This window comes from Pseudomonas sp. E141 (assembly GCF_052659885.1).
The window spans coordinates 3,850,815-3,872,270 of record NZ_CP084024.1 but is presented as its reverse complement, the minus strand read 5'-3'; the positions used below and the strand labels follow the sequence as shown (position 1 = coordinate 3,872,270).

At 58.4% G+C, this 21,456-nt stretch carries 20 protein-coding genes, 2 tRNA genes and 2 rRNA genes; 10 read left to right on the top strand and 14 right to left on the bottom strand.

The window, feature by feature from the left end; genetic code table 11:
• Positions 1 to 30 precede the first annotated feature (30 nt).
• Positions 31 to 1,224, top strand: coding sequence for a 2-methylaconitate cis-trans isomerase PrpF (gene prpF, locus GKKCFE_RS17175; RefSeq protein ID WP_107322049.1), 1,194 nt, complete (start codon positions 31 to 33; stop codon positions 1,222 to 1,224).
• A gap of 188 nt (positions 1,225 to 1,412) precedes the next feature.
• Here the strand turns inward: prpF and GKKCFE_RS17170 are convergent, their stop codons facing one another.
• The 10 genes from GKKCFE_RS17170 to soxR form a co-directional block, all read right to left on the bottom strand.
• The gene (locus GKKCFE_RS17170; RefSeq protein WP_445576883.1) at positions 1,413 to 2,312 is read right to left on the bottom strand and encodes a metal ABC transporter solute-binding protein, Zn/Mn family; all 900 of its coding nucleotides are present in this window, start codon (positions 2,310 to 2,312) and stop codon (positions 1,413 to 1,415) included.
• On the bottom strand, positions 2,313 to 3,212 hold the full coding sequence (locus tag GKKCFE_RS17165) for a metal ABC transporter permease (protein WP_047228283.1): 900 nt from the start codon (positions 3,210 to 3,212) through the stop codon (positions 2,313 to 2,315).
• Complete coding sequence (locus GKKCFE_RS17160) at positions 3,212 to 3,964, bottom strand: metal ABC transporter ATP-binding protein (protein WP_047228284.1); 753 nt, start codon at positions 3,962 to 3,964, stop codon at positions 3,212 to 3,214. The genes GKKCFE_RS17165 and GKKCFE_RS17160 overlap by 1 nt, the downstream gene beginning before the upstream one ends.
• Positions 3,961 to 4,887, bottom strand: a complete 927-nt coding sequence (locus GKKCFE_RS17155; protein WP_047228285.1) for a metal ABC transporter substrate-binding protein — start codon at positions 4,885 to 4,887, stop codon at positions 3,961 to 3,963. The genes GKKCFE_RS17160 and GKKCFE_RS17155 overlap by 4 nt, the downstream gene beginning before the upstream one ends.
• 35 nt (positions 4,888 to 4,922) lie before the next feature.
• Positions 4,923 to 5,498 (bottom strand): DUF6162 family protein, encoded by a 576-nt coding sequence (locus tag GKKCFE_RS17150; RefSeq protein ID WP_139049503.1) that lies wholly within the window; start codon positions 5,496 to 5,498, stop codon positions 4,923 to 4,925.
• The gene (locus GKKCFE_RS17145; protein WP_076383865.1) at positions 5,495 to 5,821 is read right to left on the bottom strand and encodes a hypothetical protein; all 327 of its coding nucleotides are present in this window, start codon (positions 5,819 to 5,821) and stop codon (positions 5,495 to 5,497) included. Before GKKCFE_RS17145 ends, GKKCFE_RS17150 begins: the two co-directional genes overlap by 4 nt.
• The gene (locus GKKCFE_RS17140) at positions 5,818 to 6,360 is read right to left on the bottom strand and encodes a thiamine pyrophosphate-binding protein (protein ID WP_076383866.1); all 543 of its coding nucleotides are present in this window, start codon (positions 6,358 to 6,360) and stop codon (positions 5,818 to 5,820) included. The genes GKKCFE_RS17145 and GKKCFE_RS17140 overlap by 4 nt, the downstream gene beginning before the upstream one ends.
• Complete coding sequence (locus GKKCFE_RS17135; RefSeq protein WP_047228289.1) at positions 6,357 to 7,571, bottom strand: PepSY-associated TM helix domain-containing protein; 1,215 nt, start codon at positions 7,569 to 7,571, stop codon at positions 6,357 to 6,359. Before GKKCFE_RS17135 ends, GKKCFE_RS17140 begins: the two co-directional genes overlap by 4 nt.
• A 276-nt stretch (positions 7,572 to 7,847) precedes the next feature.
• Positions 7,848 to 8,309, bottom strand: a complete 462-nt coding sequence (locus tag GKKCFE_RS17130) for a VOC family protein (protein WP_047228290.1) — start codon at positions 8,307 to 8,309, stop codon at positions 7,848 to 7,850.
• Between the two features lie 105 nt (positions 8,310 to 8,414).
• Positions 8,415 to 8,867: a redox-sensitive transcriptional activator SoxR gene (gene soxR / locus GKKCFE_RS17125; protein WP_305466420.1), complete on the bottom strand. Its 453-nt coding sequence runs from the start codon at positions 8,865 to 8,867 to the stop codon at positions 8,415 to 8,417.
• 96 nt (positions 8,868 to 8,963) lie between these two features.
• Here soxR and GKKCFE_RS17120 point away from each other — a divergent pair, with 96 nt between their 5' ends.
• The 4 genes from GKKCFE_RS17120 to GKKCFE_RS17105 all read left to right on the top strand — a co-directional run bounded on the left by GKKCFE_RS17120 (position 8,964) and on the right by GKKCFE_RS17105 (position 12,346).
• Positions 8,964 to 9,329: an antibiotic biosynthesis monooxygenase gene (locus GKKCFE_RS17120; protein WP_445576882.1), complete on the top strand. Its 366-nt coding sequence runs from the start codon at positions 8,964 to 8,966 to the stop codon at positions 9,327 to 9,329.
• 116 nt (positions 9,330 to 9,445) lie between these two features.
• Positions 9,446 to 9,712, top strand: a complete 267-nt coding sequence (locus tag GKKCFE_RS17115) for a hypothetical protein (protein ID WP_047228292.1) — start codon at positions 9,446 to 9,448, stop codon at positions 9,710 to 9,712.
• A 101-nt stretch (positions 9,713 to 9,813) separates the two neighbouring features.
• On the top strand, positions 9,814 to 10,428 hold the full coding sequence (locus tag GKKCFE_RS17110; protein WP_047228293.1) for a LysE family translocator: 615 nt from the start codon (positions 9,814 to 9,816) through the stop codon (positions 10,426 to 10,428).
• A gap of 109 nt (positions 10,429 to 10,537) precedes the next feature.
• The gene (locus GKKCFE_RS17105; protein ID WP_139049506.1) at positions 10,538 to 12,346 is read left to right on the top strand and encodes an aminopeptidase P family protein; all 1,809 of its coding nucleotides are present in this window, start codon (positions 10,538 to 10,540) and stop codon (positions 12,344 to 12,346) included.
• A 9-nt stretch (positions 12,347 to 12,355) separates the two neighbouring features.
• On the opposite strand, the gene GKKCFE_RS17100 is transcribed toward GKKCFE_RS17105, so the two are convergent.
• Positions 12,356 to 12,946, bottom strand: a complete 591-nt coding sequence (locus GKKCFE_RS17100) for a 2-hydroxychromene-2-carboxylate isomerase (protein WP_445576881.1) — start codon at positions 12,944 to 12,946, stop codon at positions 12,356 to 12,358.
• A 36-nt stretch (positions 12,947 to 12,982) separates the two neighbouring features.
• Positions 12,983 to 13,711, bottom strand: coding sequence for an SDR family oxidoreductase (locus GKKCFE_RS17095; RefSeq protein WP_047228296.1), 729 nt, complete (start codon positions 13,709 to 13,711; stop codon positions 12,983 to 12,985).
• A 90-nt stretch (positions 13,712 to 13,801) separates the two neighbouring features.
• On the opposite strand from GKKCFE_RS17095, the gene GKKCFE_RS17090 reads away from it, so the two are divergent.
• The gene (locus GKKCFE_RS17090; RefSeq protein WP_339491202.1) at positions 13,802 to 14,371 is read left to right on the top strand and encodes a TetR/AcrR family transcriptional regulator; all 570 of its coding nucleotides are present in this window, start codon (positions 13,802 to 13,804) and stop codon (positions 14,369 to 14,371) included.
• 8 nt (positions 14,372 to 14,379) lie between these two features.
• Here the strand turns inward: GKKCFE_RS17090 and GKKCFE_RS17085 are convergent, their stop codons facing one another.
• Complete coding sequence (locus GKKCFE_RS17085) at positions 14,380 to 14,661, bottom strand: hypothetical protein (RefSeq protein WP_047228298.1); 282 nt, start codon at positions 14,659 to 14,661, stop codon at positions 14,380 to 14,382.
• A gap of 166 nt (positions 14,662 to 14,827) precedes the next feature.
• Entirely contained in the window at positions 14,828 to 15,715 is an 888-nt protein-coding gene (gene rhtA, locus GKKCFE_RS17080) for a threonine/homoserine exporter RhtA (RefSeq protein ID WP_076383873.1), read from the bottom strand.
• A gap of 671 nt (positions 15,716 to 16,386) precedes the next feature.
• On the opposite strand from rhtA, the gene GKKCFE_RS17075 reads away from it, so the two are divergent.
• From GKKCFE_RS17075 to GKKCFE_RS17060, 4 genes are all read left to right on the top strand, one after another.
• Positions 16,387 to 17,923 (top strand): 16S ribosomal RNA (locus GKKCFE_RS17075).
• Between the two features lie 123 nt (positions 17,924 to 18,046).
• A tRNA-Ile gene (locus GKKCFE_RS17070) sits at positions 18,047 to 18,123 on the top strand.
• 10 nt (positions 18,124 to 18,133) lie between these two features.
• Positions 18,134 to 18,209 (top strand) — tRNA-Ala (locus GKKCFE_RS17065).
• A 239-nt stretch (positions 18,210 to 18,448) separates the two neighbouring features.
• Positions 18,449 to 21,339: ribosomal RNA gene (locus GKKCFE_RS17060) — 23S ribosomal RNA — on the top strand.
• The 16S and 23S rRNA genes sit together here with 2 tRNA genes alongside, the layout of an rRNA operon.
• The last annotated feature ends 117 nt before the right edge of the window (positions 21,340 to 21,456 follow it).

Sequence of the window (21,456 nt, the reverse complement as noted above, 5' to 3'; positions counted from 1 at the left end):
GCACCCTTGCGGGCCCGCTTGAGGAGCATCATGGCTCACGCACCGCAAATCAGAATCCCCGCCACTTACATGCGTGGTGGCACCAGCAAAGGCGTGTTCTTCAGCTTGCAGGACCTGCCCGAAGCGGCCCGCGTTCCCGGCTCGGTCCGGGATGCTTTGCTGCTGCGGGTGATCGGCAGCCCCGATCCATACGAGAAGCAGATCGATGGCATGGGCGGCGCGACGTCGAGCACCAGCAAGACCGTGATCCTGTCCAAGAGCACCCGAGCCGATCACGATGTCGATTACCTGTTCGGTCAGGTGTCCATCGACAAGCCGTTCGTGGACTGGAGCGGCAACTGCGGCAACCTGTCGGCGGCGGTCGGTTCATTCGCCATCAGCAGTGGTTTGGTGGACGCCAGTCGCATCCCACAAAACGGCGTGGCCGTGGTGCGGATCTGGCAAGCCAATATCAGCAAGACCATCATCGCCCATGTGCCGATCACCGACGGCGCGGTGCAGGAAACCGGTGACTTCGAGCTCGACGGCGTGACCTTTCCGGCGGCTGAAGTGCAACTGGAATTCATGGACCCGGCGGCCGAGGAGGAGGGCGGTGGCGGCTCGATGTTTCCCACCGGCAACCTGGTGGACGACCTTGAGGTGCCTGGTGTTGGTACCTTCAAGGCGACCCTGATCAACGCCGGCATCCCGACGATCTTCATCAATGCCCGGGACGTTGGTTATACCGGCACCGAATTGCAGGGCGCCATCAATGGCGATCCCAAGGCCCTGGCCATGTTCGAAACCATCCGCGCCCACGGCGCCTTACGCATGGGCCTGATTCAGCATCTGGACGAAGCCGCCCAGCGCCAGCACACGCCGAAGGTGGCGTTTGTCGCACCGCCGGCTGACTACCTCTCCTCCAGCGGTAAGGCGGTCTCGGCGCGGGACGTCGATTTGCTGGTGCGAGCACTGTCCATGGGCAAACTGCACCACGCGATGATGGGCACCGCGGCGGTCGCCATCGGCACGGCGGCGGCGATCAGCGGCACGCTGGTGAACCTGGCGGCCGGCGGCATCGACCGCACCGCTGTGCGCTTCGGCCATCCCTCCGGCACCCTGCGCGTCGGCGCTGAGGCCAGCCAGGTCAATGGCGAATGGACCGTGAAAAAAGCCATCATGAGCCGCAGCGCGCGGGTATTGATGGAAGGGTTTGTGCGGGTGCCGGGGGATGTTCTGAACTGACACTTGACCCAGGCAAACCCGTGGTGAACGTGGCGTCTGGAGCATCCGCGATCAAAACTGTGGGAGCGAGCCTGCTCGCGATAGCGATGGTACAGCCCACAAAGAGGCCGGCACAGTCAGCATTGATGTCGCCTGATCCACCGCAATCGCGAGCAAGCTCGCTCCCACAGGGGCGCGCATTCCTGCAATCAGCCCCCTGTCAACGCGGTGACGACCAGGTTCACATTGCTCTCCAGCTCCGCCACCGGGTCGGCGGCGTCGGTGCTCAGGAGCAGTAACTGACTGCCGCCCTCAGTGATGGCTGCTTTCACGGCATCCGCGGGCTGGCGATGATGCAGCACCCGCTTCACGTCGTTGTCTTTCAACGTGGCGGTCAATTGCTTGAGGGCTTCGGGTGTCCATTCGGCGTCGGGCCGGGCATCGGTGCTGATCCCGTCCAGATTCAAGCCGCTTATCAAGTAGCCAAAATGCTCGCTCAGGCTGACCACGCTCAGGTTGTCGGCACTGGCCAGGCGTTTTTCACTCTCGGCGCTGAGCTTGAGCAGGCGTTGCTTGAGCGCCGCCAGGTTGGCGTCGATCTTCGGTTTGGCCGTCGGTGCCAGGCGCACCAGGTCGGCGGCGATGACATCGGCCATCCGTCCCAGGTTATGGCTGGCCATCCACGGTTGGCTCGCCAGGCCATCGACCGATCCCGGTTGCACGGCAATGCCGGGCAGGGCGCCGTCCACCGGGCGGGCGGCATCGACTTCGACGATGCGGATGTTGCTGCGGCGGGCCATGGGGTACAGCGGATCGTCCGGCCACAACGAACGCAGCCCGATCACCGCGTCGGCATCGCTGGCCAGCTTGCTCAGGGCCGGCGCGCCACGGCCGCTGAAGTAGGCATTCTGGCGCGTACCGGGCAGATTGGCCGGCGCGGCGCGCTCCAGGCTGACATCGGTGCCCTTGAGCAACGCTTCACCCAAGCCGTAGGTGACCGGCAACGAAGCAAGCAGGCGCACCGGTGTGCCTTCGGCGGCGAAAGAAGGGCTGTTTACCAGACCGCACAGGGCCACGGCCAATGCCAGTTGTCGCAATGAAAAAACCATTTATCCAAGATTCCCTTTGAGGCTGGGGACAACACCCCGGGCAATGGCGGCCAGGGCAAATGCGATGCCGGCCACGAGAATGATCGCGGCACCGGACGGGATCGGCAGGTCGAAGACAATCGGTGCGAGAATCCCGCACAGGGTGCTGACGGTTGCGATCAGCACGGAGCACCAGAAAAAACCTTTCAACGACTGGCTGAGCAGACGCGCCGCAGCCGCCGGAATCACCAGCAAGGCCCCCACCAGAATTGCGCCGATGACCTTTACCGCCGCCACGGTGATCAGCGTCACCAACACCACGAACAGGTAATCCAGCGTCTTGACCGCCACCCCGCGCACCGCCGCCAGTTGCGGATTGAAACTGGCGAGCATGATGCGGTTGTACAGCGGCAACGCCAAAGCCATCACCAGTGAACCGACCACCGCCAGCACCAGCAGGTCATTGCCATTGACCGTCAGCACCGAGCCGAACAGCACGTTTTCCAGAATGTGCACGTTGATCTTGCCCGCCAGGATCAGCAGCAGGCTGGCGCCCAGGGCCAGGGACACCGAGAGGAAAACGCCGATCAGCGTGTCCGGTGCCAGGCCGGTGCGGTTGCGCAGGTAATTGAGCAGGATGCCGAACAGCAGGCAATAGCCGAACAGGCTGCCGTAGGGCCCGGTGTAGGGTTCGCCGAGCAGGATGCCGACCGCCACGCCGGTCAGCGCCGCGTGGCCCACGGCTTCAGAGAAAAACGCGAAGCGCTTGACCACCACCAGGGTGCCGAGGCCACCCAGCACCGGGCCGATCAGCAGCCCGGCCAGCAACGCATTGACCACAAACCCGTAAGCCAGCGCTTCGGGCAGATAGCCGGACGACGCCCAACCCTGGACCATCAAACGAAAGGCTTCGTAACTCATCAGGCGGCGCTCCCGTTCGGGCGTGGATGGGTGGAAAACAGCGTCAGCAAGCGCTCCGGCGTCAGGGTCTGACGCGGCGGGCCATCGAACAGCACGCGGCGGTTCAGGCCGGTGACGCGGTCAGCCAGGCGCCCGACGGCTTCCAGGTCATGTTCGATCCACAGCACCGTGATGCCGGCTTGGCGCCAGTCTCGCAGCAGGTGTTCAAACACCTGGATGCCGGCCTCGTCCAGCGCCGACATCGGTTCATCCAGCACCAGCAGTTGCGGCGCAGGAATCAGCCCCTGGGCCAACAACACTCGCTGGCGTTCACCGCCGGACAGCGCGCCCATGCGACGCTTGCGTTTGTCCTGCATGCCGACCCGTTCCAGGGCCTGGCCGATAGCGCCGACGTAATGCTTGCTCAGGCCGAGAAAGGCCGGCCGGCGTTGGCACATCGCTGCCATGAAATCATCCACGGTCATAGGCAGGCCGCGGTCGAATTCCAAGGCTTGGGGCACATAGCCGATGACACCGGGCTCACCCGGCCATTGCAGGCTCAAGCGTCCCTGGTGGGGCATCTGCCCGAGCAAGGTCTTGATCAGCGAACTCTTGCCTCCGCCGTTCGGACCCACCAGCGCATGAATGCTGCCCGGCTGCACCTGGAAGGCCACCGCATCGAGAATCGTGGTGCGGCCCAGGTTCAGGCTGACATCGTCGAACTCGATCAAGGGGCCGACGTGTTGCAAGGTGAGCGTTTCCTGGACAGTCATGCGCCGGACTCCTGAATGGCCCGGACCACGGTGTCGAGGTTGCCGGTCATTTCCTTTTCGTACTTCTCGGCGCTGTAGTCGCCGTAGGAAATGTGCGAGAGCGGGTACAGTTTGACCCCCGACTCCCGCTGGATGGTGTCGACGTAGGTGGACGGAAAGTCCATCTCCGAGAAGATCACTTTCACGTCCAGTTCGCGCAGTTGGTCGATGGTCTTCTTCAACTGGCTCGGGCTTGGCTCGATGCCATGGGCCGGCTCGACCACGGCGGTGACCTCCAGGCCGAATTCGCGCAGCAGGTAATCGTAGGCGGCGTGGACCGTGGCGACCCGCAACTCGGCATTGGGGGCCTGGGTCAACTTTGCCAGGGCCGCGGCACGCATTTGTCGCAGGCGCTTGCCATAGGCGCGGGCGTTCTGGGTGTATGCCTTGGCGTTGTCCGGATCAAGCTTGCCCAGCTCCCGGGCGATGTTATTGACCTGGGCAATGGAGGCGCTGATGGACAGGAAGGTATGCGGGTTCACGACCTTGCCGGCGCCCCGGGCGGCGATCCCGGTGGCAGCCAGCAGCGGTACGTTTTCATTGGCTTCGATCACGTTCACGTTCGGGGTTTCGCTGGCGGCGATCATCCGGTCGGCGAAATCGTCATGGCCCACACCGTTGAGCACGATCACATCGAGCCCGCTGATGCGCTTGATGTCCTCGGCACGAGGTTCGTAGGCGTGGGGGTTGAAGCCGGCCGGGATCAGCGGTACCACTTCGGCCTTGTCGCCGACGATGTTGGCCACGTAGCTGTAATAAGGATGCAGGGTGATGCCAATACGCAGGCGCTTGGCCGCTTCGGCGCTGGCCAGTGGTGTGAACAGACAGGCGAGCAGGCCGATCAGCAGGCCCAGCAAAGGGCGGCGTTGAAATGCAATAGACATGGGCAAACGGTCTTCTCTCGAATGAGGACGTGGGGTCAGTGCCGGTGCTGGCGGGTTACGCCGGCGTCGAACTGCGCGACGATCTGCTTCCAGCCGGCGGCGGACAAAGCGGTGTCGTCCAGATCGCTGGAGACGGCGACGCTGTTGCCGCGATTGAGCCAGATGTCCGGGACGGCGTCGGATGCTTCGCCGATGCGCATCAGAAATGAACCGGCGACGGATGGATTTGCACTGGCGCCGAAGTAGGCCCGGTTCTCCACCTGCTGCCAGACATGTCCGCCTCGGCTGACGGAACTGGCATCCTGAGCGAACGGGGCAAAGCCCTCTTCGGCCAGGATTTGCGGGGTAGGCAGGGACTGTTGCTCTTCGCGTAGCAGACGGATCTCATCCAGGGTCACCCGCAGGTCGGCATAGATGCCTTGCTCGGCAGCGCTGAGATCGCGGCGGGCGTCAACTTGATGGGCAGGCACCTCGCTGACGTCATGGGTTTCGCCGTGCCAGGCCACCACCGATCCGGCCACCAGAATGATGATCAGGCACAGCAGCAACACATACAGGGTTTCATGGCCGGCGCCGGCGGGACGGATCACTTGGGTGGTGGGATTGCTCATGGGGCCTCGATATCGGCTTGGTCGATTTCCACCACGTGGCCGGGGCCGGCGTCGAAGAGTACGTAGAACTCGGCGTTGGGCTTCTTGAATGTCAGCGTCGAATCGGCGCCGAGCTTGCCCGGCACCAGGATGGTTTCGTCGTAGCCGATCACATCCAGGGTCACGCCGGGCGCGCCACTGCCGTCGGAAAACCCGCCGGTGCACTGGATCTGCTCAGCGTCGATGGCCTTGCATTCACACATCGGGTTATGGGCCAGGGCGTTGCTGCTGGCACCTGCGCAGAGCAGCAGCACCAGGCTGTTGAGATAGCCGCGGGCAGTCATGGTTGGGCTCCTTGGGTTTTCAGCCAGGCGATGGTGGCCGGCGAGGCCTGGCTCAGGGGTATGGAAGCCTGGTGCATCGAGCCGTCCCAGCCTTCAAGGGTGATCCACAGTTCGGCGTCGAGCCGGGTCTTTTGCGGCACCGGCAACAAGGCGCCCATGCGATAGGGCGAGCCGAAGAAAATCACCCCGGCGGCCCGCAGGCTGCGAGGTTTGCCGATACGCAGATAAGTAGCCTTGACCTGGCTGATGCAGCTTTGGCACAGCGCGGCGTTGAAGTGCTTCATATGGCCTGCCGGTCCATCGAGACGTGGCGCTTCGTCGCGAAACTCTGCAAGGCGCAGGCTCCAGGGGCCGACCTGGACTTCACCGACCTCCCGCTCACCCAGCCCGGCATCACCGCGGAACAACGCGGCTTCGGAGAAGTACTTGGGCATGAAACCCAGTGGGATCAGCAATAGCAGCACGTTGAGGTGAAAGCGCCATTTTTGCCAGAACACACTTAGACGCGATGGCGGCGCGGTGGTGGTGGACGGGGTCACAGGTTGCCCTCCGGCGATTCACGGTGGATGGACGGCTGCAACAACGGCGCAGTTCGAGCTTGCCGGGAAGGTTTTTGGCTGCGCTTGAAGGCATTCGCGGTAGCCAGGGCGGTGCGTTTGGTCCAGATCAGCAGTCCGCTGAGGACCATCATGCTCATGATCAAACCGAAGAAGAACCAGATGAGCTTGATCCAGAGGCCGCCGAAGTCCCCGGTGTGCAACGGACGCATGGATTCGGTGACGAATTCCAGCGCTGTACGGTCCGACAGCAGTCGCGAGGCGGCGACCTCACCGTTATAGGGATTGATGGTGGCGGTCTGGAACATTAGCGGATACCAACCGCGTCCACCGATTTCCAAGTGGCTGTAAGCGTTGCCGGGCAGGCTGACGAAGCTGGTTTCCAGGCCAGGGATTTGCTGGCGGGCGATTTCAATCGCGCGGTCCAGGTTCAGTTGTGATGGCGCGGTACCGTCGGCTGACAGCGGGACACTTTCACGTGATACCACCGGTATGACCGGTGCGCTGGAAATGGAAATCTGGTTGTCCGACAGCAACGCCTCGATCAGGAACCAGGTACCGGTAATGGAAATGACCGCGATGAACCAGATCGACCAGATGCCGCTGAGCCTGTGGAAATCGCCCCAGAAAATGCGTGCGCCGTGGCGGATCCGCAGGGTCGGACGGAAAAAACCCTTCCAGAAACGCTTGTAGACCACCAGCCCGGTCACCAGGGATGCCAGCAGCGGCAGGCCGAGGAGTGACACCAGGTACCATCCCCAGCTGTAACCATTGGTGAACGGTACCAGCCACCAGCCATGCAGGGCACGGGTAAAACCTCTGAAATTGAACGTCGGCGCCGAGCCCTGGACGATGCCGCTGTATGGGTTGACGTAGATCTTGTCGGGGCGCCCGTCGGGGTAGGTCACGCCGACCTCCAGGGCAAAATGCGACTCATCCGGGCGTACGATGCTCTGCACCTGGGTTTGCGGCTGGGCTTGCTTGATGGCGGCGACGACCTGGTCGTAGCTGAGCAGCGCTGCGTCGTCCGAGGGTTTGCTGGCGCGCATCTCGGGATTGACCAGCCAGACGATCTCCTGGCTGACCACCGCCAGCGTGCCGGTGACGCAAACGATGAGGACGAAAAACCAGATGGGCAGTGCCAGCCAGCTATGAACCAGAAACCAGAGTTTGGAGCGGGATTTCTTCGACATGATTTGAACGTCTTGATTCGATGAAAGGCTCGGTATTACGGGCTTCGTAATCCCCTGAACCCTGAAAAGCCGGCCGTGGCTTTTGCCGACGCGACCTGCTGCATCTAATTAAGACGAACGAGCGATGGAAATCCTGAAGCGAAAGATGAAAGAAAATGTTTCGCGTTTGCGAACCGGATGTATTTCCCATCCTGGCTCCAGCAAATCGGCTGGGCGGAAATGTAAAAAAACTGCGGCAAGGGGATGGGGCCCCTCGCCACAAGAGCAGGTTGGCCGTCAGCCCTGCTGTTGAAACATCTCCCTGGCCCGCTGTTCAATCTGTTCCTGAGTCAGATCCTCCTTGTGCGTAGCCAGAAACCACACATGCCCAAAGGGGTCTTTCAAGGTGCCGCTGCGATCACCATAGAACTGATCCTTGACCTCGGAAATCACCGTGCCACCAGCGGCAATCGCTTGGGCGAATGCTTTGTCCACATCTTCGACATAGAGATGCAGGCCTACCGGCACCGATTGTTCTGGGTTACGCAACGGCCCTTGATCACAAGGCGTGCCGAGCATGATCGGGCAATCGCCAATCCGCAGCTCGGCATGACCGACGCCCCCGTCCGGCATGTCCAGGCGCATGACCTCGGTGGCATTGAAGGCTTTTTTGTAGAACTCGATGGCTTCAGCGGCTTTTTGAATGCCCAGGTAGGGCGTGATGCTATGGAAACCTTCAGGAATGGCTTTGACACCCATGACGTTTCTCCTTGTTGTTATGGGGAGGCGAAGAGGGCCTCGCCGATTTGCGCCCATCCACTATAGGACAGCGACTTGGGGGCGGCGCATGACCCGACGAACGTTTCACGGCGCGTCCAGCAGATGCGCTCCCGGCCCGCGCTTGCCCAACACATCGCCCTGGTTACGCAGCGGGCAACCTTCCATCGACAGGCAGCCGCAACCGATGCAACCGTTGAGTCGATCGCGCAGCGCCATCAAGTGGTTGATGCGCTGATCCAGCTCGCGGCTCCACTGGGCTGAGAGGATCTTCCAGTCGTTCGCCGTTGGGGCGCGGTCGTCGGGCAAGGTTTTCAAGGCGCTGCCGATTTCGGCCAACGCAATGCCAAGGCCTTGGGCGACCTTGATCAGCGCCACACGTCGCAACACTTCCCGTGGATAGCGGCGTTGGTTGCCCTGGTTACGATTACTTTTGATCAGCCCCTTGGATTCATAGAAGTGCAGGGCGGTGACGGCCACGCCACTGCGGGCGGCCACTTGGCCGACGGTGAGTTCCTTGTGGACGTTTATCTGTGTCATCGCCTGCATTCTCTGCTTGACCTTGAGTTAACTAGAGGTTTTACCCTGCACGCCATCGGACCGCAAGATCCGCCCTACGTACAGCGAGGACCTTTCATGCAATCACCAAGGAACAATCAGAGTTTTACCCAGTTGATGGAGTTCGACATCGAACCTCAATGGCAACAGGCGCTGGTGACGGCCCTGTCAGAGCAGACCGAGCGGCTGGCCCGGGGGCATGCAGGATTTCTGAGTGCCAGTATCCAGGTCAGCGAGGACGGACGACGGGTTCTCAACTATTTGCATTGGCAAAACCGCGAGGCGGGCGAAGCGGCGTTTCAGAGTTTCGAGCGTGGTGAGCAGGATTTCTGGCGGCTGATCCAGGCCCACAGGGCCAAGGCCGTGACATTCGGCTCGTTCCAGGTGTTGCGCAACATCGAACGCAGTGTCGACAACGCCCTGCATTGCCAGTTGGTCGGTTAAGCGCAGCGGACGATCCGAGCCAGCAATACCCACTATCAAACGGGTTGATTTCTGCCGCGTGAAGGCGGCGGGTAGCCTTTGTTCATCGCCCCACTTCAGAACATTGGATACTTGCCATGAATCGGACTTTTGCTGTTTTGCTGCTGTTAACGGCCACTGTGTTGAGCGGCTGCGCCTCTTCGTCGCCGGAGTTGCGCCCCTACACCGCCGAAGAAACCCGTGAACTGGCCCTTGAAGCCTTGAATCGCCGGGGCCTGTCGTTTGAGGAATATCACGCGAAAAAAGCCGAGTTGCTCGGTCCTTCGCAGAAAAACGTGGGATTCGACGACCAGGGGCAAATGAGCGCCGAGCGAGCCATGAAGCGGTCTGGGCGGCCGAGCTGAGGACTGTACTGCTCGAAGTTTTGCCTAACTGTCCATGGGTTTGGCTCAGGACGTGGGGTAGGGTCATGACTTGACTGACCGTCCCATTGGATATGCCTGCCATGACCCTTTCGCTTGACCTGTTGCTGGGCTTCGCCCTGTTTGCCCTGGTGACCTCGATCACCCCCGGTCCCAACAACACCATGTTGCTGGCCTCGGGCGTCAATTTCGGTTTCAACCGCACGATTCCTCACATGCTGGGCATCACCTGCGGCTTCTTTTCCCTGGTGCTGGCGGTGGGGCTTGGCCTGGGCGCGGTGTTCCAGACCTACCCTCTGCTCTACACCGTACTGCGCTACGTGGGTGCGACCTACCTGTTGTACCTGGCGTGGAAAATCGCCCACTCCGGGCCGGTCTCTGAAAACCGGCCAGGGGACAGCACGCCCATCAGCTATTGGGGCGCGGCGGCGTTTCAGTGGGTCAATCCCAAGGCCTGGATCATGGCCATCGGCGCCATCAGCACCTACACGCCGCTTCAAGGTTATTTCTTCAATGTGGTGGTTATCGCCGCGGTGTTTGCCCTGATCAACCTGCCGAGCGTAAGCCTGTGGGTGGTGTGCGGCAGTCTGTTACGCAATCTTTTGCGTGATCGTCGCTGGCTGCGCCTGTTCAACTGGGGGATGGCGCTGTTGTTGGTCGCCTCGTTGTATCCGTTGCTGCTCGAAAGCATCGGCTAAGGGCTGAGCTTGAGGCGGATGCCTGTTAAGCTCGCTGATCAGTCGCTGTGGTTGATATCCAGAGCCCTTGGTGCAAGCGAACAACACTATTTTACGAGCAGGAGAAACGATGAGTACCGAGCCTTTGACCCATGGACTGGTTCCCCAGCGCCTGGCCCGAATCCGCCAATTGATGAATCGCGAAGGCATTCACGCATTGCTGGTGCCATCGGCTGACCCGCATCTGTCGGAATACCTGCCGGGCTATTGGCAAGGACGGCAATGGCTGTCGGGGTTTCATGGCTCGGTTGGGACTCTGATCGTCACGGCGGACTTCGCGGGCGTCTGGGCGGATAGCCGTTATTGGGAGCAGGCCACCAAGGAGCTTGAAGGCAGCGGTATTGAACTGGTCAAGCTCATTCCCGGTCAGGCTGGCCCGCTGGATTGGCTGGCCGAACAGACGCCTGAAGGCGCAGCGGTGGCGGTTGATGGCGCGGTCATGGCTGTGGCCTCGGCCCGGACCCTGAGCGACAAGCTTGAGGCACGCGGGGCGCGGTTGCGCACCGACATGGATCTGCTCAAGGAGGCCTGGAGCGACCGCCCAAGCCTGCCGAGCCAACCGGTTTATGCCCATCTGCCGCCGCAGGCGACCGTCAGCCGGGTCGAGAAACTCGCCAAGCTGCGGGAAACCCTCAAGGAGCGCGGTGCCCAGTGGCATTTCATCGCCACGCTGGATGACATCGCCTGGCTGTTCAACTTGCGCGGTGCGGATGTGTCGTTCAACCCGGTATTCGTTTCCTTTGCCTTGATCAGCCAGCAACAGGCAACGCTGTTCGTGGCCCTGGATAAGGTCGATGCGTCGCTGCGTGCCGTTCTTGAACAGGACGGCGTGACCCTGCGTGATTACAGCGAAGCGGCGGCCGCATTGCGGGAGGTGCCCAGTGGCGCGAGCCTGCAGATCGATCCGGCGCGGGTCACGGTCGGTTTGCTGGATAATCTGGACAGTGGCGTGAAGCTGGTCGAGGGACTCAACCCTACGACGCTGGCCAAGTCTCGCAAAAGCCTGGCCGACGCCGAGCACATTCGTCGGGCCATGGAGCAGGACGGTGCGGCGCTTTGCGAGTTCTTTGCCTGGCTGGAAAGCGCCTGGGGTCGCGAGCGCATTACCGAACTGACCATCGATGAGCACCTGACCGCCGCCCGTACACGCCGGCCGGAATTTGTCTCACTGAGCTTCAATACCATTGCCGCGTTCAACGCCAACGGCGCGATGCCCCATTACCACGCCACGGAGCAAGCCCACGCGGTCATCGAGGGCGATGGCTTGCTGCTGATCGATTCTGGCGGCCAATACCTGGGTGGTACCACCGATATCACCCGTATGGTGCCAGTCGGAACGCCTACCGTGGAGCAGAAGCGGGATTGCACTCGCGTGCTCAAGGGCGTGATTGCCTTGTCTCGCGCCAAATTTCCACGGGGCATTCTGTCGCCCTTGCTGGACGCCATCGCTCGCGCGCCGATCTGGGCCGAGCAGGTGGACTACGGTCATGGCACTGGTCACGGCGTCGGTTACTTTCTCAACGTTCATGAAGGCCCGCAGGTGATTGCCTATCAGGCCGCCGCCGCGCCGCAAACAGCGATGCAGGCGGGCATGATCACCTCTATCGAACCGGGCACTTATCGTCCGGGCCGTTGGGGGGTACGCATCGAGAACCTGGTGTTGAATCGCGAGGCGGGGAGCAGCGAGTTCGGCGACTTCCTCGAGTTCGAAACCCTGACCCTGTGCCCGATCGACACGCGCTGCCTGGAGCCGTCCTTGCTGACCCAGGACGAAAAAGACTGGTTCAACGCCTACCATGCCGAGGTTCAGCGTCGATTGAGCCCGTTGCTGGAAGGCGACGCGCTGCAATGGCTGAACACGCGGACGCAGGCGATCTGATGTAAGGCATCAGCCCAGGGCTTCACGGACGAAGTCCAGCCGATCCTGGCCGAAGAACAGCTCGTCGCCGACGAACATGCTCGGGGCGCCGAACACGCCCCGTTTAATCGCTTCTTCGGTGGTGATCTTGAGTGCTTCCTTGACCTGCTCGTTGCTCGTCAGGGCCAGCACATGATCGGGATCAAAATGGCCTTGGCTCAACACCTCCGCGACTGTTGCCGGGTCGTTGAGGTTGCGGCCGTCCACCCACAGGGCGCGAAACAGGCAATCGATGAAGGCCTCGAATCGTTCGGGATGGTGCAGTTGCATGCCGGTCACGGCGCGCATCAGTAACAGCGTATTGATCGGGAAGTGCGGATTGAGCTTGAAGTCAACGCCGTAGAGGTTGGCGAAGCGATTCAAATCCTTGAATAGATAAGGCCCCTTGGCCGGCACGGTAACCGGTGACGCATTGCCGGTCGCTTTGAAGACGCCACCAAGCAGCATCGGACGGTAGATCAACTGACTGTTGGTTTGCGCGCACAGGGTCGGTAGTTGGGTATAGGCCAGGTAGGTGGTCGGGCTGCCGAGGTCGAAGAAAAACTCCACGGATTTGCTCATGGTATCTGCGCTCTTGTTATTGTGAGGGGGGGCGGTTTACCAGCGTTCGCTCCAGGGCCGCAGGTCCAGCTCGAAGGTCCAAGCGTCGCGGGGTTGGGCGTGCAGATACCAATAGTTGTCGGCGATGTGTTCGGGGTTGAGAATGCCGTCCGCATCCTTGGTTGCATATTTTTCCGGAAAGTTATCGCGGATGAAGTCGGTGTCGATGGCGCCATCCACCACCACATGGGCTACATGAATATTCATCGGCCCCAGTTCACGGGCCATGCTTTGGGCCAATGCGCGTATGCCATGTTTGGCCCCTGCGAAGGCGGCGAACCCTGAAGCCCCGCGCAGTCCTGCTGTGGCGCCGGTGAACAGAATCGTCCCGCGCTGGCGCGAGGCCATGCGTTTGGCCACTTCCCGAGCATTGAGGAAACCGGAAAAACAGGCCATCTCCCAAATCTTGAAATATTTGCGCGCGGTCTCTTCAAGGATGCTGCAGGGCACGTTGGCGCCGATGTTGAATACAAAGGCTTCAATCGGACCGATCTGGCTTTCGATTTGCTCGATCAGCGCGACCACCTCGTCTTCCTTGCGCGCGTCACAGGCAAAACCATGCGCATCACCGCCCTGAGCCCGAATTGAATCGACCAATGGCGCGAGTTTGTCAGCGCTGCGGCGGGTAACACAGGCCACGAAACCTTCCTGCGCAAAACGTTTGGCTATTGCGCCACCGGTGGCATCGCCTGCGCCAACAACCAGTACGACCTTCTTGTTATTCATGATTAGCCTCATTGGTAAACGATCGTTAGCTAAACGGACGTTATGCTAAGATCCGGCAAGCGTCAAGGTGGGCAATCAGAGGCCAGATATATGCGTTATTCAGCCAATCACAAATTGGAGACCCGAGAGAAACTGCTCGCCAGCAGTGCCATGTCCGCCAAGAAATCGGGGTTTTCCACTGTCGGTGTCGATGGCCTGATGAAGGCGATCGGCTTGAGCGGCGGGGCGTTCTACAGTCACTTCTCATCCAAGGATGAGCTTTTCAAGGCGATCGTCGAGCGAGAGTTGGCGCAAAGCCTGGAGCGCTTGAGTGGTGAGAAGGTTCTGGACTCACAGAAACTGGAGCGATGTCTCAAGCAGTACCTGAGCATGAGCCACGTCGAACAGCCGGAGGCGGGGTGTGCGCTGCCGGTGCTGGGCGCTGAGATCGCGCGGTCCGATGTGCAGGTGAGGGAGGCGGCGCAAACATGGATCTGTCGTTTGCATGAAAGCTGGGCGCGGATATTGGGAAGCGAAAGCCTGTCTTGGGTCATTCTGTCGCAATGCGTGGGCGCGTTGGTTGTCGCCCGCATGCTGGCCACGCCAGAGGTCCAGCGTGATGTCCTCAAGTCCAGTCATGATGAGATCAGTCGTCGAATAGCCCAGCAGCGACCCGACTGACCCGCTGCCTATTTACAGATGACGATCATGCTGCGACTGGTATAGCCGGCGGGGTTGAGTCCGAAAGGATAATCCCCCGGCTCCTCGACAGCGTCGCCCGACTTTGCGATCACCCTGTAACCTTTGGGGGCGCATGAATTGGCGGCGCTGGCGGCGCATTGTTCCCAGGACGAGGACAAGCCGGAGCAGTTGATGTGCAAACCCTTTTTACCGCGTTTGACTTCAGTCTTTGTTGTCGCTGCGCAGCCCGCAATTGCAAGCACAACGATCAATATCAAAATTCGCTTCATTCCCGTCCTTATCACCGCCGCGGATCTTATGTCTGCTTGCGATTGTGTTCGCTTTTGCTTTAAGCGTTCGTGACGTCCTGTATGAAAATTCCATGTCTGACATTAGGTTACGGGCTAAACATGGCCTAAATGTGCGGTAAATACCAGAGCTTCGTTAAATCCTGCCTCAATCAACCGCGATGGCGGGCTTCGCGGCGCTACCCATCGTCAGCGTTGCGCCGACTGACGCCAGGATGATGCAGCCAATGGCGGCCCATTGAGCCAGGGATAAGTACTCCTGAAGAAACACCAGTCCTGAGAGCGCACCGAAGGCAGGTTCTATGCTCATGAGTGTGCCGAAAGTACGGGCTGGCATCCGTGTGAGGGAGATCATCTCCAGCGTGTAGGGCAGGGCAGTGGACAGAATGGCGACGCCAATGGCGATCGGAATCAGGCTCGGCGTCAGTAATGCGGCCCCTGCGTGGACGATACCGATAGGCGCGACGAAGAGGGCCGCGATCATGACCCCCAGTGCGGCGGTTTGCACGCCGTTGTCCGCGCCAGCCTTCTGGCCAAACAGGATGTACAGTGCCCAGCAGAATCCCGCACCCAGGGCATAACCGGCACCGACCAGGTCGATACCGCTGCTGGTGGCTCCAGTGGGTATCAATAGAAGCAGGCCGGTGATCGCCAGGGCAATCCAGAGAAAATCGATGGCTCGCCGCGAAGCGTAAATGGCAACCGCCAGAGGGCCGGTAAATTCCAGTGCCACGGCAATTCCCAGCGGAACCGTTTGCAGCGACATATAGAAAAGAAAGTTCATGCCGCCCAACGCCATCCCATAAACGATCACGGTGCGCAGGGATTGAGCTGAGAGTTTGGCGCGCCATGGCCGCAGCAGCAACAGCATGATGAGGCTGGCAAAGATAAGCCGCAGCGTCGTGGTGCCTTGTGCGCCCACAACCGGGAACATGCTTTTGGCAAGTGAAGCTCCCGACTGGATGGATGCCATGGCAATCAATAGAAGGGCGACCGGGTAAAGAGTGGTTGCCAGGCTGCGATGTGGGAGAGTCATTGCTAAGCGTCGTCCAAGATAAAAGCGGGGGGAAGGCTGGTGTGCGCAATATACTGCGCAATCGCAGCGATTCCGTCTATATATAAGGAGGATTTCAGCGAGGTGCTTCTGGCTGGATAGAAAAATCAAATTAAGGGTTGACGGCAAATTCTGGACGTCTATAATTCGCCCCACTTCCGGCGCAGTCGAAACGGAAAACTCCTTGAGTTTCAATGAGTTAAACGATTTTAGACAGCGCAGGGCTTCAGGTCATCGAAGCTTGGGAAGCAGTTGGTGGGGCGGTTTTTCTGGCTCCGTTAACGATTCGATCTTCTCGATCGAAAGCGTCAAAAAGAGGTGTTGACAGCAGCGAGTAACGCTGTAGAATTCGCCTCCCGCTAACGAGAGATCGGAAGCGCAAGTGGTTGAAGTTGCAGAGGAAACTTTGAAAACTTCTTAAAATAACCGCTTGACAGATACGCTGGGCGCTGTAGAATGCGCGCCTCGGTTGAGACGAAAGGCTCAACCCACCGCTCTTTAACAACTGAATCAAGCAATTCGTGTGGGTGCTTGTGGAGTCAGACTGCTAGTCAACAGATTATCAGCATCACAAGTTGCTCCGCGAGAAATCAAAGATGTAACCAACGATTGCTGAGCCAAGTTTAGGGTTTTCTCAAAACCCAAAGATGTTTGAACTGAAGAGTTTGATCATGGCTCAGATTGAACGCTGGCGGCAGGCCTAACACATGCAAGTCGAGCGGTAGAGAGGTGCTTGCACCTCTTGAGAGCGGCGGACGGGTGAGTAAAGCCTAGGAATCTGCCTGGTAGTGGGGGATAACGCTCGGAAACGGACGCTAATACCGCATACGTCCTACGGGAGAAAGCAGGGGACCTTCGGGCCTTGCGCTATCAGATGAGCCTAGGTCGGATTAGCTAGTTGGTGAGGTAATGGCTCACCAAGGCGACGATCCGTAACTGGTCTGAGAGGATGATCAGTCACACTGGAACTGAGACACGGTCCAGACTCCTACGGGAGGCAGCAGTGGGGAATATTGGACAATGGGCGAAAGCCTGATCCAGCCATGCCGCGTGTGTGAAGAAGGTCTTCGGATTGTAAAGCACTTTAAGTTGGGAGGAAGGGCATTAACCTAATACGTTAGTGTTTTGACGTTACCGACAGAATAAGCACCGGCTAACTCTGTGCCAGCAGCCGCGGTAATACAGAGGGTGCAAGCGTTAATCGGAATTACTGGGCGTAAAGCGCGCGTAGGTGGTTCGTTAAGTTGGATGTGAAATCCCCGGGCTCAACCTGGGAACTGCATTCAAAACTGTCGAGCTAGAGTATGGTAGAGGGTGGTGGAATTTCCTGTGTAGCGGTGAAATGCGTAGATATAGGAAGGAACACCAGTGGCGAAGGCGACCACCTGGACTGATACTGACACTGAGGTGCGAAAGCGTGGGGAGCAAACAGGATTAGATACCCTGGTAGTCCACGCCGTAAACGATGTCAACTAGCCGTTGGGAGCCTTGAGCTCTTAGTGGCGCAGCTAACGCATTAAGTTGACCGCCTGGGGAGTACGGCCGCAAGGTTAAAACTCAAATGAATTGACGGGGGCCCGCACAAGCGGTGGAGCATGTGGTTTAATTCGAAGCAACGCGAAGAACCTTACCAGGCCTTGACATCCAATGAACTTTCCAGAGATGGATTGGTGCCTTCGGGAACATTGAGACAGGTGCTGCATGGCTGTCGTCAGCTCGTGTCGTGAGATGTTGGGTTAAGTCCCGTAACGAGCGCAACCCTTGTCCTTAGTTACCAGCACGTCATGGTGGGCACTCTAAGGAGACTGCCGGTGACAAACCGGAGGAAGGTGGGGATGACGTCAAGTCATCATGGCCCTTACGGCCTGGGCTACACACGTGCTACAATGGTCGGTACAGAGGGTTGCCAAGCCGCGAGGTGGAGCTAATCCCACAAAACCGATCGTAGTCCGGATCGCAGTCTGCAACTCGACTGCGTGAAGTCGGAATCGCTAGTAATCGCGAATCAGAATGTCGCGGTGAATACGTTCCCGGGCCTTGTACACACCGCCCGTCACACCATGGGAGTGGGTTGCACCAGAAGTAGCTAGTCTAACCTTCGGGGGGACGGTTACCACGGTGTGATTCATGACTGGGGTGAAGTCGTAACAAGGTAGCCGTAGGGGAACCTGCGGCTGGATCACCTCCTTAATCGACGACCGCAGCTGCTCCATGAGCTCCCACACGAATTGCTTGATTCATTGAAGAAGACGATAGAAGCAGCTTTAAGCTCCAAGCTGATAGCTCAACGCTAACAGTTACGCGCTCGAAATTGGGTCTGTAGCTCAGTTGGTTAGAGCGCACCCCTGATAAGGGTGAGGTCGGCAGTTCGAATCTGCCCAGACCCACCAATTTTGTTATGGGGCCATAGCTCAGCTGGGAGAGCGCCTGCCTTGCACGCAGGAGGTCAGCGGTTCGATCCCGCTTGGCTCCACCATAAACTGCTTCTGAAAGCTTAGAAATGAGCATTCCACCAAGACGGTGCTGAATGTTGATTTCTAGTCTTTTGATTAGATCGTTCTTTAAAAATTTGGGTATGTGATAGAAAGATAGACTGAACGTTACTTTCACTGGTAACGGATCAGGCTAAGGTAAAATTTGTGAGTTGCTCTTAGAGCATGCGAATTTTCGGCGAATGTCGTCTTCACAGTATAACCAGATTGCTTGGGGTTATATGGTCAAGTGAAGAAGCGCATACGGTGGATGCCTTGGCAGTCAGAGGCGATGAAAGACGTGGTAGCCTGCGAAAAGCTTCGGGGAGTCGGCAAACAGACTTTGATCCGGAGATGTCTGAATGGGGGAACCCAGCCATCATAAGATGGTTATCTTGTACTGAATACATAGGTGCAAGAGGCGAACCAGGGGAACTGAAACATCTAAGTACCCTGAGGAAAAGAAATCAACCGAGATTCCCTTAGTAGTGGCGAGCGAACGGGGACTAGCCCTTAAGTGGCTTTGAGATTAGCGGAACGCTCTGGAAAGTGCGGCCATAGTGGGTGATAGCCCTGTACGCGAAAATCTCTTAGTCATGAAATCGAGTAGGACGGAGCACGAGAAACTTTGTCTGAATATGGGGGACCATCCTCCAAGGCTAAATACTACTGACTGACCGATAGTGAACTAGTACCGTGAGGGAAAGGCGAAAAGAACCCCGGAGAGGGGAGTGAAATAGATCCTGAAACCGTATGCGTACAAGCAGTGGGAGCCCACTTTGTTGGGTGACTGCGTACCTTTTGTATAATGGGTCAGCGACTTATTTTCAGTGGCGAGCTTAACCGAATAGGGGAGGCGTAGCGAAAGCGAGTCTTAATAGGGCGTCTAGTCGCTGGGAATAGACCCGAAACCGGGCGATCTATCCATGGGCAGGTTGAAGGTTAGGTAACACTGACTGGAGGACCGAACCGACTACCGTTGAAAAGTTAGCGGATGACCTGTGGATCGGAGTGAAAGGCTAATCAAGCTCGGAGATAGCTGGTTCTCCTCGAAAGCTATTTAGGTAGCGCCTCATGTATCACTGTAGGGGGTAGAGCACTGTTTCGGCTAGGGGGTCATCCCGACTTACCAAACCGATGCAAACTCCGAATACCTACAAGTGCCGAGCATGGGAGACACACGGCGGGTGCTAACGTCCGTCGTGAAAAGGGAAACAACCCAGACCGTCAGCTAAGGTCCCAAAGTTATGGTTAAGTGGGAAACGATGTGGGAAGGCTTAGACAGCTAGGAGGTTGGCTTAGAAGCAGCCACCCTTTAAAGAAAGCGTAATAGCTCACTAGTCGAGTCGGCCTGCGCGGAAGATGTAACGGGGCTCAAACCATACACCGAAGCTACGGGTATCACTTAGGTGATGCGGTAGAGGAGCGTTCTGTAAGCCTGTGAAGGTAAGTTGAGAAGCTTGCTGGAGGTATCAGAAGTGCGAATGCTGACATGAGTAACGACAATGGGTGTGAAAAACACCCACGCCGAAAGACCAAGGTTTCCTGCGCAACGTTAATCGACGCAGGGTTAGTCGGTCCCTAAGGCGAGGCTGAAAAGCGTAGTCGATGGAAAACAGGTTAATATTCCTGTACTTCTGGTTATTGCGATGGAGGGACGGAGAAGGCTAGGCCAGCTTGGCGTTGGTTGTCCAAGTTTAAGGTGGTAGGCTGAGATCTTAGGTAAATCCGGGATCTTAAGGCCGAGAGCTGATGACGAGTTACCCTTTGGGTGACGAAGTGGTTGATGCCATGCTTCCAAGAAAAGCTTCTAAGCTTCAGGTAACCAGGAACCGTACCCCAAACCGACACAGGTGGTTGGGTAGAGAATACCAAGGCGCTTGAGAGAACTCGGGTGAAGGAACTAGGCAAAATGGCACCGTAACTTCGGGAGAAGGTGCGCCGGTGAGGGTGAAGCACTTGCTGCGTAAGCCCACGCCGGTCGAAGATACCAGGCCGCTGCGACTGTTTATTAAAAACACAGCACTCTGCAAACACGAAAGTGGACGTATAGGGTGTGACGCCTGCCCGGTGCCGGAAGGTTAATTGATGGGGTTAGCTAACGCGAAGCTCTTGATCGAAGCCCCGGTAAACGGCGGCCGTAACTATAACGGTCCTAAGGTAGCGAAATTCCTTGTCGGGTAAGTTCCGACCTGCACGAATGGCGTAACGATGGCGGCGCTGTCTCCACCCGAGACTCAGTGAAATTGAAATCGCTGTGAAGATGCAGTGTATCCGCGGCTAGACGGAAAGACCCCGTGAACCTTTACTATAGCTTTGCACTGGACTTTGAATTTGCTTGTGTAGGATAGGTGGGAGGCTTTGAAGCGTGGACGCCAGTTCGCGTGGAGCCATCCTTGAAATACCACCCTGGCAACTTTGAGGTTCTAACTCAGGTCCGTTATCCGGATCGAGGACAGTGTATGGTGGGTAGTTTGACTGGGGCGGTCTCCTCCTAAAGAGTAACGGAGGAGTACGAAGGTGCGCTCAGACCGGTCGGAAATCGGTCGTAGAGTATAAAGGCAAAAGCGCGCTTGACTGCGAGACAGACACGTCGAGCAGGTACGAAAGTAGGTCTTAGTGATCCGGTGGTTCTGTATGGAAGGGCCATCGCTCAACGGATAAAAGGTACTCCGGGGATAACAGGCTGATACCGCCCAAGAGTTCATATCGACGGCGGTGTTTGGCACCTCGATGTCGGCTCATCACATCCTGGGGCTGAAGCCGGTCCCAAGGGTATGGCTGTTCGCCATTTAAAGTGGTACGCGAGCTGGGTTTAGAACGTCGTGAGACAGTTCGGTCCCTATCTGCCGTGGACGTTTGAGATTTGAGAGGGGCTGCTCCTAGTACGAGAGGACCGGAGTGGACGAACCTCTGGTGTTCCGGTTGTCACGCCAGTGGCATTGCCGGGTAGCTATGTTCGGAAAAGATAACCGCTGAAAGCATCTAAGCGGGAAACTTGCCTCAAGATGAGATCTCACTGGGACCTTGAGTCCCCTGAAGGGCCGTCGAAGACTACGACGTTGATAGGTGGGGTGTGTAAGCGCTGTGAGGCGTTGAGCTAACCCATACTAATTGCCCGTGAGGCTTGACCATATAACACCCAAGCAATTTGCTGACCCGATACAGGGCACCAGATTGCGGTGTGTGAAGACGCTATGAACCGAAAGTTCGCACAACACACAAATCTATCGCATACCCATTCGCTGGAAC

Bases quoted from the DNA above. Each gene is read 5' to 3' on its own strand.
- prpF (WP_107322049.1), top strand. From the start codon at position 31: ATGGCTCACGCACCGCAAATCAGAATCCCCGCCACTTACATGCGTGGT.
- GKKCFE_RS17170 (WP_445576883.1), bottom strand. From the start codon at position 2,312: ATGGTTTTTTCATTGCGACAACTGGCATTGGCCGTGGCCCTGTGCGGT.
- GKKCFE_RS17165 (WP_047228283.1), bottom strand. From the start codon at position 3,212: ATGAGTTACGAAGCCTTTCGTTTGATGGTCCAGGGTTGGGCGTCGTCC.
- GKKCFE_RS17160 (WP_047228284.1), bottom strand. From the start codon at position 3,964: ATGACTGTCCAGGAAACGCTCACCTTGCAACACGTCGGCCCCTTGATC.
- GKKCFE_RS17155 (WP_047228285.1), bottom strand. From the start codon at position 4,887: ATGTCTATTGCATTTCAACGCCGCCCTTTGCTGGGCCTGCTGATCGGC.
- GKKCFE_RS17150 (WP_139049503.1), bottom strand. From the start codon at position 5,498: ATGAGCAATCCCACCACCCAAGTGATCCGTCCCGCCGGCGCCGGCCAT.
- GKKCFE_RS17145 (WP_076383865.1), bottom strand. From the start codon at position 5,821: ATGACTGCCCGCGGCTATCTCAACAGCCTGGTGCTGCTGCTCTGCGCA.
- GKKCFE_RS17135 (WP_047228289.1), bottom strand. From the start codon at position 7,571: ATGTCGAAGAAATCCCGCTCCAAACTCTGGTTTCTGGTTCATAGCTGG.
- GKKCFE_RS17130 (WP_047228290.1), bottom strand. From the start codon at position 8,309: ATGGGTGTCAAAGCCATTCCTGAAGGTTTCCATAGCATCACGCCCTAC.
- soxR (WP_305466420.1), bottom strand. From the start codon at position 8,867: ATGACACAGATAAACGTCCACAAGGAACTCACCGTCGGCCAAGTGGCC.
- GKKCFE_RS17120 (WP_445576882.1), top strand. From the start codon at position 8,964: ATGCAATCACCAAGGAACAATCAGAGTTTTACCCAGTTGATGGAGTTC.
- GKKCFE_RS17115 (WP_047228292.1), top strand. From the start codon at position 9,446: ATGAATCGGACTTTTGCTGTTTTGCTGCTGTTAACGGCCACTGTGTTG.
- GKKCFE_RS17110 (WP_047228293.1), top strand. From the start codon at position 9,814: ATGACCCTTTCGCTTGACCTGTTGCTGGGCTTCGCCCTGTTTGCCCTG.
- GKKCFE_RS17105 (WP_139049506.1), top strand. From the start codon at position 10,538: ATGAGTACCGAGCCTTTGACCCATGGACTGGTTCCCCAGCGCCTGGCC.
- GKKCFE_RS17100 (WP_445576881.1), bottom strand. From the start codon at position 12,946: ATGAGCAAATCCGTGGAGTTTTTCTTCGACCTCGGCAGCCCGACCACC.
- GKKCFE_RS17095 (WP_047228296.1), bottom strand. From the start codon at position 13,711: ATGAATAACAAGAAGGTCGTACTGGTTGTTGGCGCAGGCGATGCCACC.
- GKKCFE_RS17090 (WP_339491202.1), top strand. From the start codon at position 13,802: ATGCGTTATTCAGCCAATCACAAATTGGAGACCCGAGAGAAACTGCTC.
- GKKCFE_RS17085 (WP_047228298.1), bottom strand. From the start codon at position 14,661: ATGAAGCGAATTTTGATATTGATCGTTGTGCTTGCAATTGCGGGCTGC.
- rhtA (WP_076383873.1), bottom strand. From the start codon at position 15,715: ATGACTCTCCCACATCGCAGCCTGGCAACCACTCTTTACCCGGTCGCC.